The sequence below is a fragment of the Dechloromonas sp. HYN0024 genome (assembly GCF_003441615.1).
Classification (GTDB): Bacteria; Pseudomonadota; Gammaproteobacteria; order Burkholderiales; family Rhodocyclaceae; genus Azonexus.
In genome coordinates, this window is the sequence record NZ_CP031842.1 from 2,204,610 (window position 1) to 2,219,399 (window position 14,790).

15 protein-coding genes and 1 pseudogene are annotated in these 14,790 nt (G+C 60.7%); 9 read left to right on the top strand and 7 right to left on the bottom strand.

What is annotated here, in order from left to right:
* Positions 1–28: 28 nt before the first annotated feature.
* A complete protein-coding gene (locus HYN24_RS10565) occupies positions 29–502 on the top strand; it encodes an ankyrin repeat domain-containing protein (protein WP_117609211.1) in 474 nt (157 codons plus the stop codon).
* Positions 496–993: a DUF411 domain-containing protein gene (locus HYN24_RS10570; RefSeq protein WP_117609212.1), complete on the top strand. Its 498-nt coding sequence runs from the start codon at positions 496–498 to the stop codon at positions 991–993. Before HYN24_RS10565 ends, HYN24_RS10570 begins: the two co-directional genes overlap by 7 nt.
* Positions 994–1,030: 37 nt before the next feature.
* Here HYN24_RS10570 and HYN24_RS10575 read toward each other — a convergent pair whose 3' ends face one another.
* From HYN24_RS10575 to HYN24_RS10605, 7 genes are all read right to left on the bottom strand, one after another.
* On the bottom strand, positions 1,031–1,591 hold the full coding sequence (locus HYN24_RS10575) for a YkgJ family cysteine cluster protein (protein ID WP_117609213.1): 561 nt from the start codon (positions 1,589–1,591) through the stop codon (positions 1,031–1,033).
* A gap of 134 nt (positions 1,592–1,725) precedes the next feature.
* Positions 1,726–2,985 (bottom strand): FAD-dependent oxidoreductase, encoded by a 1,260-nt coding sequence (locus HYN24_RS10580; RefSeq protein WP_117609214.1) that lies wholly within the window; start codon positions 2,983–2,985, stop codon positions 1,726–1,728.
* Positions 2,982–4,202 carry an ABC transporter permease gene (locus tag HYN24_RS10585; RefSeq protein ID WP_117609215.1) on the bottom strand — a complete coding sequence of 407 codons (1,221 nt, stop codon included), beginning with the start codon at positions 4,200–4,202 and terminating at the stop codon, positions 2,982–2,984. The genes HYN24_RS10580 and HYN24_RS10585 overlap by 4 nt, the downstream gene beginning before the upstream one ends.
* Positions 4,196–4,903 (bottom strand): ABC transporter ATP-binding protein, encoded by a 708-nt coding sequence (locus tag HYN24_RS10590; RefSeq protein ID WP_117609216.1) that lies wholly within the window; start codon positions 4,901–4,903, stop codon positions 4,196–4,198. The genes HYN24_RS10585 and HYN24_RS10590 overlap by 7 nt, the downstream gene beginning before the upstream one ends.
* A complete protein-coding gene (locus tag HYN24_RS10595) occupies positions 4,903–6,135 on the bottom strand; it encodes an efflux RND transporter periplasmic adaptor subunit (protein WP_117609217.1) in 1,233 nt (410 codons plus the stop codon). Before HYN24_RS10595 ends, HYN24_RS10590 begins: the two co-directional genes overlap by 1 nt.
* Positions 6,132–7,523, bottom strand: a complete 1,392-nt coding sequence (locus HYN24_RS10600) for a TolC family protein (protein WP_117609218.1) — start codon at positions 7,521–7,523, stop codon at positions 6,132–6,134. Before HYN24_RS10600 ends, HYN24_RS10595 begins: the two co-directional genes overlap by 4 nt.
* Positions 7,524–7,696: 173 nt before the next feature.
* Complete coding sequence (locus HYN24_RS10605) at positions 7,697–8,191, bottom strand: ankyrin repeat domain-containing protein (RefSeq protein ID WP_117609219.1); 495 nt, start codon at positions 8,189–8,191, stop codon at positions 7,697–7,699.
* Between the two features lie 169 nt (positions 8,192–8,360).
* Between HYN24_RS10605 and HYN24_RS10610 the strand changes: the two genes are divergently transcribed.
* The 7 genes and pseudogenes from HYN24_RS10610 (at position 8,361) to HYN24_RS10640 (ending at position 14,765) form a co-directional block, all read left to right on the top strand.
* Positions 8,361–9,401, top strand: a complete 1,041-nt coding sequence (locus HYN24_RS10610; protein WP_117609220.1) for a quinone-dependent dihydroorotate dehydrogenase — start codon at positions 8,361–8,363, stop codon at positions 9,399–9,401.
* 75 nt (positions 9,402–9,476) lie between these two features.
* On the top strand, positions 9,477–10,061 hold the full coding sequence (gene rsxA, locus HYN24_RS10615; protein ID WP_117609221.1) for an electron transport complex subunit RsxA: 585 nt from the start codon (positions 9,477–9,479) through the stop codon (positions 10,059–10,061).
* Positions 10,061–10,638 (top strand): annotated as a pseudogene (gene rsxB, locus HYN24_RS10620) (electron transport complex subunit RsxB). The gene rsxA and the pseudogene rsxB overlap by 1 nt, the downstream one beginning before the upstream one ends.
* The gene (gene rsxC, locus HYN24_RS10625) at positions 10,638–12,404 is read left to right on the top strand and encodes an electron transport complex subunit RsxC (protein WP_117609222.1); all 1,767 of its coding nucleotides are present in this window, start codon (positions 10,638–10,640) and stop codon (positions 12,402–12,404) included. The pseudogene rsxB and the gene rsxC overlap by 1 nt, the downstream one beginning before the upstream one ends.
* Positions 12,404–13,420, top strand: coding sequence for an RnfABCDGE type electron transport complex subunit D (locus HYN24_RS10630; RefSeq protein ID WP_117609223.1), 1,017 nt, complete (start codon positions 12,404–12,406; stop codon positions 13,418–13,420). Before rsxC ends, HYN24_RS10630 begins: the two co-directional genes overlap by 1 nt.
* The gene (gene rsxG / locus HYN24_RS10635) at positions 13,417–14,079 is read left to right on the top strand and encodes an electron transport complex subunit RsxG (RefSeq protein ID WP_117609224.1); all 663 of its coding nucleotides are present in this window, start codon (positions 13,417–13,419) and stop codon (positions 14,077–14,079) included. The genes HYN24_RS10630 and rsxG overlap by 4 nt, the downstream gene beginning before the upstream one ends.
* Entirely contained in the window at positions 14,076–14,765 is a 690-nt protein-coding gene (locus HYN24_RS10640) for an electron transport complex subunit E (RefSeq protein WP_117609225.1), read from the top strand. The genes rsxG and HYN24_RS10640 overlap by 4 nt, the downstream gene beginning before the upstream one ends.
* Positions 14,766–14,790 lie beyond the last annotated feature (25 nt).

Genomic DNA, 14,790 nt, shown 5'->3' on the forward strand with positions numbered 1-14,790 from the left:
CCGCATGACAACGCTTGGGAAACCCTGGATGAAACACCTGCTTTACTTGTTTTTTCTCGCCTGCCTTCCCATTACGGTCGTGGCCGATGAACACACGCACGATCAGCCGATCCATGACGCAGCCCGCGAGGGGAGTGGTGACGAGGTTCGCCGGCTGCTCAAGGCTGGTCCCAAACAGCGCGAGGCGCGTACGGCGCAAGGTTCCACGCCGCTTCATCTGGCCGCCACCAACCCCGACACCAGTGCCATGCTGGCACTGATTGCGGCAGGGGCCGATGTCATGGCCCGCGACAACGATGGGGCGACACCTTTGCATATGGCAGCCTATGCCAGCCGTCCGCGGAACACCCGGATACTGCTCGAAGCCGGGGCAGACCCACAGGCTAAAACCGACAATGGGCGCGACCCCGGCTCACTGGCGCGCAAGGTCAAATCGGATGAAACGGCGGGTGTCCTGGCACTGTGGGTGCTCAAGGGCTGCAAGGCCGGAGAGCCATGCTGAAATCAGCAGCGCTAGTGCTCTCCCTGTTCACCGGTTGCGTCGCTGCGGAACCGGCTGCGCCCCTGCCACCGATTGAAGTATTCACCCCGACGGTTTGCCTGACCTGCATTGAATGGGCCGAACATCTGCGCCAGAACGGCTTTACCGTAAATGTCACAGCGACCGACGATATGGATGCCATCAAGCGGCGCCTGAAAATTCCCAGAAATATGGAATCAGTCCCCAGTGCGCGGGTCGCCGGCTATTTCGTCGAAGGCCACGTCCCGGCCGAAGACATCAAGCTGTTGCTCAGCGAACAGCCCCGCGCCCTCGGCCTGGCCGTCCCCGGCCTGCCGCAGGGCGCCCCCGGCCGTGAATTCTCCAATCCGACCTGCGAAACTGCCTGCACCATGCTCGACAAGGAAGGCGTCGAGCCGCCAGTGCGCCGCGAGTTTTTCGAGACCTTCCTGATCGACCGCAAGGGCAAACCCTCACGTTTTGCCCGCCACTGAGCGATACCGGTTCGCGCTGTACCCTAACCACCGCAGCCTATTTTCCGGTTCTGCCCCGCACTGAAGGGGGCGACGTTCTGCCCCGTCGCACCGACAAAGTAACCAGAAAGGGAAAGTCCTCGTCAGCTTTCTGAACAACACGCCATTCCGGCCCAATGGCCCGCCCGATCCAGTCCACGACGGCGTCGAGATCAACGGCTTCGCAGCGCAGGTCGGCGATAACATCGCCGCTATCCTCATACACCGGAAAGTCGGAGCAACCTACCGGCTTGATGTCCTGACCGTAAACCTGGCATGACTTGGCGGTCAGGTCGTAGGCGGGACAGGGTTTGCTATGTACGTAGTAGCGCCCCTCGGCCTCCCTGATCTCGACGGGGCCGTCGCCGGTCGACAGTCGCCGGTCGAAGGTCTTGCGCGACTCCTCGATTTTCCAGAAAACCTTGATCTGCTTCCATTCCAGATCGAGGACAAGTGCATCCAGGCGGCAGCACGGCCTGGCGCAGTCGGGACAGTGCGGAATAACCTGCGCCACCTGATAGGCAGCGGCCGCGGAAGCAAGCTCCGTGGCAAGGTGACGGCGAGTGTGGCTGTTGGTCATGAATGGTCAGACAAGGAAAGCCAGGCAGATTAAGGATGGCGGGTCATGTTGAGTGCCATGTTCAACACCAGCTAATATCATGATCGCGAAGCGCGAGACAAGACCTCGATGTCAGCACGCACGACCGAATAGTGTCACGGCTGAAGGAAATCCCGATACATGCCTGCGGCCCAGGCGACATCTTCTCCAGCCGGGTTAGGCTCGCGAATCTGTTTGACCTGCTGCATCAGGAAGCCATCAACACGCTGGCGATAGGTCGTTTCGATACGCATTTGTTCAAGCGGATCGACACTGCTAAGCACATAGCAAACACTTTCCGGAAGTACAACCGGGACGCTCTTTCCGGTAACACGGACAGCAATCTGGCGGGCGACAATGGCCCCCATCCGGTTGGCGACATGGCCAGTTTTCGGAAAGAGTCCAAAGAGTGGTGAAACGAGGCCGGCCGCATCGCCGATGATGAAGACCCGTTCATCTTCCGGACTACGAAAATCAAACCCGGCCTGTGCCCCCCAGCCAGTGGCCTGACCGCCTTCGTCGCGGCGGATCAGTCCGGCCTGCCAGAGCAGATCGGCCGCTTCCTGCGGCGGTGACAGCAGGGCTTCGTCGAAACGGATCTCGTCGATATCGGTACTCACCGTTTTGCGTGCGACATCGACCTGACGAACCTTGGCGTGGTCGAGGTAGGTGATCTGGTCCTTGAAACGCTCGAGCAAAATCGACTTGAAGGCCGGCATCACTGGATTAGGGTCGATGATCACCAGTTTGCCCCGAATATTCTGTGTCTTGAGCCACCAGGCAATCAGCATGGCCCGCTCGTAGGGCGCTGGTGGGCAGCGATAGGGGGCGGGCGGGATGGTCATCAGGAGGTCGCCGCCGGTGAATCCGGCGAGGCGCTTTTTGAGCAGCGGGAGATCGGCGGCATTGAGCATGGCGCCCGAATGACGCTGGCGCAGTTCCGCCACGGCCAGGGGATCGGTGAGTTGCCAGGCAGCGAAGTTCTCGCGAATGCCGGGAGAGAGAATCAGCCAGTCATAGGGCAAGCGGTCGGTTGCCGTCGTCACCACGCGTTGCGCCCGATCAATGGCCTCGACGCTGGCCTGCACGAAACGATAGCCCCATGTCTGGGCAAGCCTGGCGTAGTCATGGCGAACGAGGTTGCCAGCGGCAGGGTCGACCAGCCAGCGGTTGCTCAGGGCAAATGAGGTAAAGGCTGGTTGCCGGTCAACAAGAACAACGTCGAGTTCCGGCGCCAGTCGGCGCAGATGGCTGGCAGCCGACAAGCCCCCCCAGCCGCCGCCGATAATGACCACCCGCTCCCCGGCCGCCGACAGAGGACGAAACAGCGGCAACAAACCGGCCGCAAGCAAAAACTGGCGGCGCCCGGCTTTCACTGGTAGCGCAAGGCCTCGATGGGATCAAGCTGGGCCGCTTTTTGCGCCGGATACCAGCCGAAGAAAATCCCGACCCCGGCCGCCACGGCAAAGGCAATGAGCGCCGCGCTGCCTGAAATCACAATGACCATGCCGGTGAACAGGTTGATACCCAGCGCCACGGCCAGTCCGATGAGCAGGCCAAGCAGGCAGCCAGCGAAGGAAATCATCACTGCTTCAAGGAGAAACTGGCTGAGGATGTCCTTCTGACGGGCCCCGATAGCCATGCGGATCCCGATTTCCCGCGTCCGCTCGGTGACCGAGACGAGCATGATGTTCATGATGCCGATACCGCCGACCAGCAGCGAAATCGAGGCAATGGCACCGAGCAGGATGGACATGGTGCGCGTCGTTTCGGCTTCGGTTTCCGCCGCCGCTGATAGATTGCGCGTGAAGAAATCGTCGGGCATACCCTCACGCAGACGGTGGCGCTGGCGCAACAAGGCGGTCGTGCTATCCATGACGCGCGGCATGTTGTCGGAAGAATCAGCCTGCACCATGATCATCCGCACCGAACCCAGGAAGGGCGTGCCGAAGACCTTGCGCTGGGCAGTCGATAGCGGAATGATCACGGTATCGTCCTGGTCGCGGCCATCGAGGTTCTGGCCCTTGCTGCCCAACACACCAATGACGATGAAGGGATTCTGCTGGATACGCATCGTCTTGCCGACCGGGTCATCCGCGCCGAAGAGGTTTTCCGCGACCGTCTTGCCGATGATCGCCACGCGCGTCGAGGAACGCACATCAGAATCGCCGAAACCAGCCCCGTTGGCGATGCTCCAGGCTCGCGCCTCAAGGTAGGACGGGGTCGTACCGATGACCTGCGAACTCCAGTTCTGCGAGCCATAAACGAGTTGCCGGGTACCCTGATGGGTCGGCGCGACATTGACCACGCCGTCCAGTTCGGCAATCGCGTCAGCGTCGGCCACGTTGAGCGAAGGCGCCCCGGCCGAACCACTGCGCACCCCGGCCGCCGTAAAGGAGCCGGAAAGGACGATGAACAGGTTCGAACCCATGGTACTGATGGTCTGCTGCACGGCGTACTGGGCCCCCTGCCCGATGGCCATCATGATGACCACGGCGCCGACGCCGATCACCATGCCGAGCATGGTCAGCGCCGTGCGCAGACGGTTGGCCCCCATCGCCAGCCAGGCTTCGCCGAACATCGCCTTCAGCATGATGTGGCCTCCACGGCCGTCTTCACATCGCTGACAATCTCGCCATCGAGGAATTTGACCTGCCGCTTGGCGTGCGCCGCGATATCCGGTTCGTGCGTGACAAGCACAATGGTGATTCCCTCGGCGTTGAGTTCGCCGAACAGACGCATGATGTCCTCGCTGGTATGGCTGTCGAGATTGCCGGTCGGTTCGTCAGCAAGGATCAGGCGCGGGGCATTGACTAGCGCCCGGGCAATCGCCACACGCTGCTGCTGACCGCCGGAAATGCGACTGGGCAGCGACTCGGCATACTGACTGAGTCCGACCTTGCCAAGCAACTCACGCGCCTTGGCCTGCCGGGTTTCCTTGTCGATGCCGGCATAGACCAGCGGCAGCGCGACATTGTCCTGCAGGCTCATGCGCGGCAGCAGGTTGAAGCCCTGAAAAACGAAACCGAGCGTCCGGTTGCGCAGGATGGCCAGGGCATCCTTGTCCATGTGGGCAACGTTTTGACCGGCCAGGAAGAAATCCCCCATGGTCGGTGTATCGAGGCAGCCGAGCAGGTTCATGAAGGTGGACTTGCCGGAACCGGAAGGCCCCATGATGGCAATGAACTCACCCTCGTGAACGTCAAGATTGACGCCCTTCAGCGCCGGGAAAAGCCCGGCCGCCGTTTCGTAGGATTTGCCCAGGCCGACGACCCGGATGACTGACTCAGCCATTAGAACATCCGCATACCGACCGACGACGGCTTACCGGCCGTGCCATTGGTGTTCTCACCGGTGATGATGCGGTCACCCTCCTTCAGTTCGCCACCCACAATTTCGGTATTGCGATTGTCGGTAATGCCGAGCTGAACATTGACTGCCTTGATTTCCTCATCGACCAGCACATAGACCGTACCACTCTGACCATCACGCTTCTTGCCCTTACCCGGACCGCCTTTGGCGCCGCCCCCCTCAGCGGGGCCAACCTTACCCGGCGCTGCGGCTGGCGCTGCTTGGCCAGTTTCCGGCTTTTTCGCCCCGCCATCGGCCGGCTTGAAGCGCAAGGCGGCATTCGGCACCAGCAGCGCCCCTTCGCGCTTCTGAACACCGATATTGACGTAGGCCGTCATGCCCGGCAGCAGGGTCAGGTCGGGGTTATCGACGCGGATACGGACGTTGTAGGTCACGACATTCTGCTGATTGGTCGGATTGAGGCGAATCTGCTGCACCTCGCCGTTAAAACTCCGGTTGGGAAAGGCATCGACGGTAAAACGAACCGGGAAACCTTCCTTGATGCTGCCGATGTCGGCCTCGGCAAAACTGGTGTCGATGGCCATCTTGGAGAGATCCTGGGCAATCTGGATGAGCACCGGGGTCTGGAAACTGGCCGCCACCGTCTGGCCGATATCGACCAGACGGGCCACAACGACGCCCGACACCGGCGAGGTGATGACTGAATACGACAGATTGACCGCATCCTTGTCGGCCGCCGCCTTGGCCTGAATGAGCTGGGCCTGCGCCGACTTGAGATTCTGCGAGGCAACATCGTAATCCTGGCGGGAGATGTACTCCTGAGCCAGCAAGGACTTCATCCGGGCTTCGTTGGCTTTGGCCAGATCGAGGGCTGACTGCTGATTGACCACGTTGGCCTGACTCTGGCGGACGATGGTCTGCAACAGGGACTGATCGAGTTCGACCAGCTTCTGTCCGGCCTTCACCTTATCGTTGAAATCAACATAGAGCTTTTTCACGGTGCCCGAGACCTGGGTACCGACATTGACCAGAACCAGCGGATTCAGCGTGCCGTTGGCCGATACCGTCTGCGTTACGTCGCCCAGCTGGACATTGGCCAGCTTGTAGCGTTTTTCCGGATTCTGTGCCTCGCGCTGCTTGGCATACCAGATGCCGCCACCGATCAGACCGGCGACCACGGCAACCCCGATCAAAATCTTGCTGATAGATTTCATTGTCTTCCTTCCGCCACTGGTTGCAGCAGCGTGTAATCGAGCGCGCCCATGGCCTGGGCCAGCGTGGCGCGATAAACATTCCAGTCAAGTTGCGCCTGAATGCGCTGCAGACGGGCACTGGCCAGTGCACTCTGCGCCGACAGCAAGTCCAGCACGGTACCGACACCGGCCTTGTAACGGCCCAGCGCCACCCGCTCTGACTGTTCGGCGCTGGCCACCAGATCGGCCGTCGTCTTGAGGCTTTGCGTCGCCGTCGTAAGGCTCTGGTAGGCCCGCCAGACATCAAGGGCAACCTGGTTCCTGATCCGGTCACGTTGTGCGGCGCGGACATCGACCTGGGCCGCCGCCGAACGCACACGATACGTCGTATCAAAGCCGGCAAAGATCGGCACATTCAGGGTCAGTCCGATGCTACCGCCCTGCGTCACGACACCGGCGGTGTTCTGCCAGGTCGGCCCGGCGGCCAGCGAAATGCTTGGCCGCCCCTGAGTTCGGGCGATATCGACCGAGGCCTCGGCTGCCTTGAGCTGCGCCTCGGCTGCCCGCAGGTCGGGCCGCCGGGCCTGTGCCTCGGCAATCAGGGCATCGATTTCCTTCTGGAAGGCCAATTCACCCGACAAAACCGGCAATTCGGCCAGTACCACCGTTTGGTGCGCCGCGAAGCCCAAGGCGTTGGCCAGCGCGCCCAAGGCATTGCGCGCCTCGCCTTCGGCCCGGATACGATTCAAAGTCGCCTGCGAAAATGCCGTCTGGGCTTGCAGACGATCGGCCGGCGTAGCGACACCAACACCATAGCGGGCGTCGGCCGCCTGATAGCTTTCGCGGGCCGAACGCTCGGCCTCGCTGGTCGAAACAACGGCCGCCTGCGCCGCCAGAGCAGCGTAATAGCCTTGCAGCGCAGCGAGGAACAGCGTCTGGACCATGGCATCCTGGGATGCAGCGGCAGCGGCCAGCAGTTGTTGCGCATTATCGACATTGGCCGAACGCCGGCCGAAATCGACGAGCAGCCAGGACAGCGTCAAGGCTGCGGCACGCCGGTTGTAAGCGCCGCCATCGTCATACTGGAAACGCGTCGCACTGGCGCTGCCATCCAGACTCGGCAACCAGCCGGCGCGGGCGACGCCGACCAATGCCGCCTGCGCCCGCGCCGCCGCCCACACTTCGCGCGTCTGCGGGTGGTTGCACAGAGCTAGGTCGACCGCATCAAGCGGCGTCAGTGCCGTGACCGGCATGGCCGTCGCACAAGGGGCTTCGCCAACCCGTGCCGCCAGTTTTAGCGACACCTTGAGCGGCGCCATGGCATCAGTACCAAAGGGATCGTCAACACCGCCCGCCCATGCTGGCATGGCGGCAGCAGTCAACAGGAAAAAAGCAGGTAAAAATCGCATGGGCGCAAGTTTAGCCTTATCGGCGAATTCCAACCGTTACAGTTTGTTTCCGCACACAAGGCACGCTGAAGCAAGCTACCGGCATGGACGACCTGAAACAGGAATGGTGATTATCGGCGCGCCGTCCTCAAACGACGTTGATACCGATCAATGCTGATTCGACCGGCCGGCCATCACTCCCCGCGCAGCGCAGCGCGCAGGGCATCCGATTCGAGCACCTGGGTATCGACCCCATTGAGCCGACTGACGACGATTTCCTCAACCGCCGGCCCCTCCAACGGTTCCGCCGCGTGCTCGCCCTGCGAGGCGTGCCCATCGCGAAAGGCGATCCACTGGGCGACGGTAATTTCCTGCGCGGTCAGGCCGGTTTCAACCCCTTCGGGAAGCACCAGGCCCAGTTCAATCAGCAGACGAACAATCTCCTTACGCCCACCACGGATAGCCATCTTCAGGGGTGAGGTGGTGATCGTATTGTCCGGCACATTGACGGCGAAGCCCCGGTCGAACAAGGCTTTGACGATATCCGCATGACCGAGAAAACAAGCCATGCCCATGGCCAGTTCGGCCAGCCCGGCAGACCCCAGCGCCGGATCGGAGCCAAGCGCCGTACGCACGCCGTCCAGATTACCGGTTCGAATAGCTTTTAGAAGGTCGGGATGCTCGGTCATCGCTTCACAGGAAATAACAAAAACAGATACTCAATATTAGCCACTTGTCCGGCACTTGTCTGTACACCATATTGCCTATCGGCAAAATGGCTGCCACAGCAGGCATCCCAGCGTTTATACGGACATTTGGCTAAAACGCATGCTGCAATGCGGTAAAATGTCGCCCACTATGCTCTATCCACTCATTCGCAAATTTTTCTTCGCCCTTGATGCCGAAACAGCCCACGGAATGGGCATGAACGGCATTGACTTCCTCAATGCCGCCGGCTTTTCCTGCCTGCTTGCCAAACCGGTGACCGCCTGCCCGGTCGACGTCATGGGCCTCCGCTTCCCGAATCCCGTTGGCCTGGCTGCCGGTCTCGACAAGAACGGCGACCATATCGACGCGCTGGCCAAGCTGGGCTTCGGCTTCATTGAAATCGGCACGATCACGCCCCGTCCGCAGGATGGCAACCCGAAGCCGCGCTTGTTCCGCATCCCGGAAGCACAGGGCATCATCAACCGGATGGGCTTCAACAACGCCGGCGTCGACGCGCTCTTGGATAACGTCCGCCGCGCGGAGTTCCCAAAGAAGGGTGGCATTCTCGGTATCAACATCGGCAAGAATGCAACGACGCCGATCGACAAGGCTGCGGACGACTACCTGATCTGTCTCGACAAGGTGTACAAAGACGCCAGCTACGTGACGGTAAACATTTCCTCGCCGAACACCAAGAACCTGCGCGAACTGCAGAAGGACGAGGCGCTCGACGACCTGCTGGCACAACTCAAGGCCCGCCAGTTGCAACTAACCGAACAGCACGGCAAATATGTGCCGATGGCCCTGAAGATCGCCCCCGATCTTGACGACGTCCAAATCACGGCGATTGCCGACGCACTGCGTCGCCACCGTTTCGATGGCGTCATCGCCACCAACACCACACTGTCACGCGACGGCGTCGAAGGCATGCCCAATGGTGACGAAACGGGCGGCCTGTCGGGCAAGCCTGTTTTCGAAAAGTCGACCGCCGTACAGAAAAAGCTGTCGATTGCCCTGGCTGGCGAACTGCCGATCATCGGCGTCGGCGGCATCATGGGTGGTGAAGACGCAGCCGAAAAAATCCGCGCCGGCGCAAGCCTGGTGCAGTTCTACAGCGGTTTCATCTACCGCGGCCCCGAACTGGTGGCCGAAGTGGCGGAAACCCTCGCCCATGTCCTGCGGAAATCCTGATAAAGCCATAAGCAGCGCACGGTTGTTTGCACTGCAACAAAGCCCGATAATACGCGCCTTAAGCTTGCCCAATTTATGAGCCACTACTTATTCATCCTCGTCGGCGCGGTCTTGGTCAACAATGTCGTGCTGGTGAAGATCCTCGGTCTTTGCCCCTTCATGGGCGTTTCCAAAAAACTGGAAACTGCCTACGGCATGGGTGCCGCTACAACCTTCGTGCTGACCATGGCAACCGGTGCCAGTTACGTCATCGACCATTACCTGTTGATGCCGTTCGGTCTTGAATACCTGCGCACGCTGTCCTTTATCGTCACTATTGCGGCCATCGTCCAACTGACCGAAATGGTCATTGCCAAGACGTCGCCAACCCTGCAGCAGACACTGGGCATCTACCTGCCCCTGATCACCACCAATTGCGCCGTGCTCGGGGTGCCGCTGCTCAATATCTCTAACGGCTACAACTTCATCGATTCACTATTGTTTGGTGCAGGTAGTGCCTTCGGCTTCTCGCTGGTACTGATCCTCTTTGCCGGCATCCGCGAACGGATCGAAGGTGCCGACGTTCCCATCCATTTTCGCGGCGTCGCCATTGCCATGGTCACCGCCGGTTTGATGGCACTGGCCTTCATGGGCTTTGCCGGCCTGGACAAGTACCAATAATGGAAATCGCCCTCGCTATCGCCATCATGGCACTGGGTGCTGTTGTCCTCGGTGCAGCCTTGGGTTTCGCCTCGATCAAGTTCAAGGTCGAAGGTGACCCGCTGGTCGAGAAAATAGAGGCCATCCTGCCCCAGACACAATGCGGCCAATGTAGCTTTCCCGGCTGCAAGCCCTACGCCGAGGCTATTGCCAAGGGCGAGGCCGACATTAACAAGTGCCCGCCCGGGGGTGCTGAAGGCGTACAGCGCCTGGCCGACCTGCTCGGTCGCGAAGTCAAGCCGCTCGATGCTGAAGAAAAGCCGAAATCGGTCGCCATCATTGACGAGAGCATCTGTATCGGCTGCACCTTGTGCATCCAGTCCTGTCCGGTCGACGCTATCGTCGGCGCCGCCAAGCAGATGCACACCATCATCGGCCAGCAATGCACTGGCTGCGAACTCTGCTTGCCCCCTGCCCGGTCGAATGTATCCACATGCACGTGATTTCCGAAAATATCGACACCTGGAAATGGAAATTCCCGGTCGTTGAAATCAAGCCCGATCTAGGCCAGGCCGCCCCGGTCAAAGAGGCAGCCTGATGCTGATGAATCTTTTCAAGTTCAAGGGTGGCGTCAAACCACCAACCAACAAGACCCAATCGGTCGGCCTGCCGATTGCCCAGGCACCCTTGCCTTCGCGCCTCGTCGTGCCCTTGCACCAGAGTATCGGCGGCACTCCACGACCGGTCGTTCAGGCTGGAGACAAAGTTCTCAAAGGCCAGTTGATCGGTGAAGCCGACGGATGGATTTCCGCCGCCATTCACGCCCCGACTTCGGGCACCGTGCTCGACGTCGCCATGCAGATTCAGCCGCACCCGTCTGGTCTCGATGCCCTGTGCGTCATCATCGAACCGGATGGCCGGGATGAATGGATCGAACGCACGGTCGTCGACTACCAGTCGATGCCCCCAGAAGCAGTCCGCGAGCGCCTGCAACAGGCCGGTGTGGTCGGACTCGGCGGCGCCGTATTCCCGACCCACGGCAAACTGACTGCCTCGAAGACAGTGCCGATGGAAGAAATGATCATCAACGGCGCCGAATGCGAGCCATTCATTACCTGCGACGATCTCCTAATGCGCGAGCGAGCCGAAGAAGTCGTGCGTGGTGCTGGCATCTTCCGTGATCTGCTGCAACCGAAGAAAGTGCTCATCGGCATCGAGGACAACAAGCCGGAAGCCGCTGCTGCCATGGCCGCGGCAGTCCAGGCACTGGGCGATGCCTTCCGTGAATTTGAAGTGGTCGTCGTGCCGACCCGCTACCCGGCAGGTGGTGCCAAGCAATTGATCCGTGTCCTGACTGGCAAGGAAGTCCCGGCCGCCAAGCGGTCGACCGACCTCGGTGTCCAGTGCTTCAACGTCGCCACCGCCTACACCGCCTGGCGCGCCATTGCCCACGGTGAACCGGTCGTTTCACGGCTGGTCACCATCACCGGCAACGTCGAACATCCACGCAACTACGAAGTACTGATCGGCACCCCAATGGACGAGTTGCTCAAACTCGCCGGTCCGAAGCCCGACACTGACGGGATTGTCATGGGCGGCCCCATGATGGGCTTCCTGGTCCCCGCAACCAGCGTGCCTGTCGTCAAGGCGACCAACTGCCTGATTGCCCATTCCGCAAAGATATTCCCACCCAAAGCGGCGGAAATGCCGTGCATTCGTTGTGGCGCCTGCGCCGAGTCCTGTCCGCACGAGCTCCAGCCGTTCGAGATGTACTGGTTCTCGCGCGCCAAGAATTTTGGCAAGACGCAGGAATATAAGATCTTCGACTGCATTGAATGTGGCTGCTGCTCCTTCGTTTGTCCTTCGCGCATCCCGCTTGTCCAGTATTTCCGCTTTGCCAAGAGCGAAATCTGGGCGCGCGAACGCGAAAAAAACGCCTCCGATGAGGCCAAGGCGCGTTTCGAATTCAAGCAATTGCGCGAAGAACGCGAAAAGTCCGAGAAGACCGAGAAACTAGCCAAGGCAGCCGCAGCTCAGGCCGCCAAGAAGGCTGCTGAAGCGGCTGCAGCGGCGGCCATGCCGGCCGAGGGCCAAACTTCCGAGAAAGCTGACTCCCCGGCTGCCATGCCGGTTTCGCCTTCGCCCGCGCAGGACAGGGAAAAGGAAACAAAGCGGGCCGCCATCGAAGCGGCCATGGCACGGGCCAAAGCCCAGCGCGAAGCGGTCCAGCCGAAAAACACCGAGCACTTGGCGCCCGATCAACAAAAAGCTGCCGATGACATCGAGGCCCGCCGTGTTGCCGCTCACCTCATTGATGGCGAACCTGCTGCAGCGCCAGAACCAGCCAGCGAGAAACCCGAGTGATGTTCGCCCCCGCCCCCTTTCTCCTCAAAGACGCCAGCGTCACCAAGGTCATGACGCAGGTGTGCATTGCCCTGGTGCCAGGCATTGCCGCCTATGCCTGGCTGGTCACCCCAGCCATCCTGATCCAACTGCTTATCGCCTCATTTGCGGCACTGCTTGCCGAAGCCTTCATGCTGCGTCTTCAGGGCAAGCCGCAGGCGATGTTCCTGACCGATGGTTCGGCCATCGTCACGGCCTGGCTGATCGCCTTGACCTTTCCGCCGCTAGCCCCGTGGTGGTTGGTTGTCACCGGCACGCTCTTCGCGATCGTCATTGCCAAACAACTGTACGGCGGCCTCGGCCAGAACCCATTTAATCCGGCGATGATCGCATTCGCGGTGTGTATCGTCGCCTTCCCGGCGCTCATGTCACAATGGCCGGGAGTCGGCCTGACCGTCACGCTGCCTGACCAGATCAAGGTTATTTTCGGCCTGGCGCCACGCCTGGATGCTTTGTCGGGCGCCACGCCGCTCGACGCCATGAAAACCGCACTGAAGCTGGCCGAGGGGGGCAGCAGCGTGACGCAACTGTTTGCCAACAGCGACATCTACGGCATTTTTGCCGGTCGCGGCTGGGAATGGGTCGCGGCCGGCTACCTGTTGGGCGGTCTGTGGATGTGGCAACGCCAGCTAATTTCCTGGCACGTACCAGCGGCATTCATCGGTGCCATGGCGCTTCTCTCCGGTGGCCTCTGGCTGTACAACCCGGCTGAATTTGCCAACCCGCTATTCCATCTACTCTCGGGTGGCAGCATGCTGGGCGCCTTTTTCATTGCCACTGACCCTGTTTCCGGCTGTACGACACCGCGCGGCAAACTGATTTTCGGTGCCGGCGCAGGCCTGCTCGCCTATATTATTCGGGTCTTTGGCGGCTATCCGGATGGCGTCGCCTTTGCCGTCCTGCTGATGAACCTCAGCGCTCCGCTGATCGATCTGCTCACGCAGCCACCGATCTTCGGCATGAAGGACAAGTCATGAGCGCCGCGAAGGAGTTTTCTGCTTCTGGCATGGCGGTCCGCACGGCTGCTACGCTGTTCGTTTTCGTGATCATCTTCACCGGTCTGCTGTCTGGTGCCTACCTGTGGACCAAGCCCGCCATCGAAGCCTCGGCCGCGCAAGAGAAAATGAAGCTGGTAGACGAAGTCCTGCCGCGCACAGCATATGACAACGCCTTGCTCGAAGACACCATAAACCTGCCGGCGATTGCCGAGTTGGGCCTGAGTGAGGCGACAGTGCTCTACCGTGCCCGCAAGGGCAGCCAGCCGGTTGCGCTGATTTTCGAAACGGTTGCTCCCGATGGTTACGCTGGCAAGATCCGCCTGATTATTGCCATCCGCGCCAAGGGCGAAGTGGCTGGCGTACGCGTCACGCAGCACAAGGAAACGCCGGGGCTCGGTGACTACATCGAGGTCAAGAAGGACAAAAACAAGGCCCGGCCGTGGATCACACAATTCAACGAGATGTCGCTGGCCGAGGTTGCCGACAAGGAGTGGAAGGTCCGCAAGGATGGCGGCCGCCTCGATTACTACGCCGGAGCCACCGTCACCCCACGCGCCGTGTCCAAGGCGGTTTTCAAGGCCGTCAAGTGGGCCGAAGCCAACCGTGACCGCCTGTTTGCCGAAGGAGCCACCCAATGATCACGCGTGACGAATTCAAGTCCATTGCTGGCAACGGCATATGGAAGCAGAACACCTCCATCGTCCAGATTCTCGGCCTCTGTCCCTTGCTCGCCGTTACCACCAATGCGGTCAACGGCATCATGCTGTCGCTCGCGACGATCATCGTCATGGCACTCTCGGGCGCTGCCATTGCCAGTCTGCGCAATCTTATTCCGCACGAAATCCGCATTCCGGTCTTCATCCTGATCGTTGCCGCGCTGGTCACTGCCATCGACCTGCTGTTCAACGCCAACCTGCACGAGCTTTACCTGGTCCTCGGCATCTTCATCCCGTTGATCGTCACCAACTGCATCGTCCTCGCCCGCGTCGAAGCCTTCGCTGCCAAGAACCCGCCAATGCAATCGACCTTCGACGGCATTTTTATGGGCGTTGGCATGTTGTGGACGCTGGCCCTGCTCGGCGCCATGCGTGAGTTTCTCGGCAACGGCACCATCCTCGGCGGCATCGACATGGTTTTCCCCAGCCTGCAACCAATCCAGGTACTGCCCGAAAGTTACCCGGGTTTCCTGCTCGCCCTGCTGCCCCCAGGCGCCTTCATTTTGCTCGGCTGCATGATCGCCTGGAAGAACTGGCTGCAAGCCCGCGCTGCCCAGCGCGCCAAGCTGAAACCCCCAGCCCCGGTTGCCACTGCCGGTTGCCACTAATTTCTCATCGCTGCCCGTTGCGGGC

What these genes read in the sequence shown, in the direction of transcription:
- HYN24_RS10565 (WP_117609211.1), top strand. Translation starts at nt 29, where the DNA reads ATGAAACACCTGCTTTACTTGTTTTTTCTCGCCTGCCTTCCCATTACG.
- HYN24_RS10570 (WP_117609212.1), top strand. Translation starts at nt 496, where the DNA reads ATGCTGAAATCAGCAGCGCTAGTGCTCTCCCTGTTCACCGGTTGCGTC.
- HYN24_RS10575 (WP_117609213.1), bottom strand. Translation starts at nt 1,591, where the DNA reads ATGACCAACAGCCACACTCGCCGTCACCTTGCCACGGAGCTTGCTTCC.
- HYN24_RS10585 (WP_117609215.1), bottom strand. Translation starts at nt 4,202, where the DNA reads ATGCTGAAGGCGATGTTCGGCGAAGCCTGGCTGGCGATGGGGGCCAAC.
- HYN24_RS10590 (WP_117609216.1), bottom strand. Translation starts at nt 4,903, where the DNA reads ATGGCTGAGTCAGTCATCCGGGTCGTCGGCCTGGGCAAATCCTACGAA.
- HYN24_RS10595 (WP_117609217.1), bottom strand. Translation starts at nt 6,135, where the DNA reads ATGAAATCTATCAGCAAGATTTTGATCGGGGTTGCCGTGGTCGCCGGT.
- HYN24_RS10600 (WP_117609218.1), bottom strand. Translation starts at nt 7,523, where the DNA reads ATGCGATTTTTACCTGCTTTTTTCCTGTTGACTGCTGCCGCCATGCCA.
- HYN24_RS10605 (WP_117609219.1), bottom strand. Translation starts at nt 8,191, where the DNA reads ATGACCGAGCATCCCGACCTTCTAAAAGCTATTCGAACCGGTAATCTG.
- HYN24_RS10610 (WP_117609220.1), top strand. Translation starts at nt 8,361, where the DNA reads ATGCTCTATCCACTCATTCGCAAATTTTTCTTCGCCCTTGATGCCGAA.
- rsxA (WP_117609221.1), top strand. Translation starts at nt 9,477, where the DNA reads ATGAGCCACTACTTATTCATCCTCGTCGGCGCGGTCTTGGTCAACAAT.
- rsxC (WP_117609222.1), top strand. Translation starts at nt 10,638, where the DNA reads ATGCTGATGAATCTTTTCAAGTTCAAGGGTGGCGTCAAACCACCAACC.
- HYN24_RS10630 (WP_117609223.1), top strand. Translation starts at nt 12,404, where the DNA reads ATGTTCGCCCCCGCCCCCTTTCTCCTCAAAGACGCCAGCGTCACCAAG.
- rsxG (WP_117609224.1), top strand. Translation starts at nt 13,417, where the DNA reads ATGAGCGCCGCGAAGGAGTTTTCTGCTTCTGGCATGGCGGTCCGCACG.
- HYN24_RS10640 (WP_117609225.1), top strand. Translation starts at nt 14,076, where the DNA reads ATGATCACGCGTGACGAATTCAAGTCCATTGCTGGCAACGGCATATGG.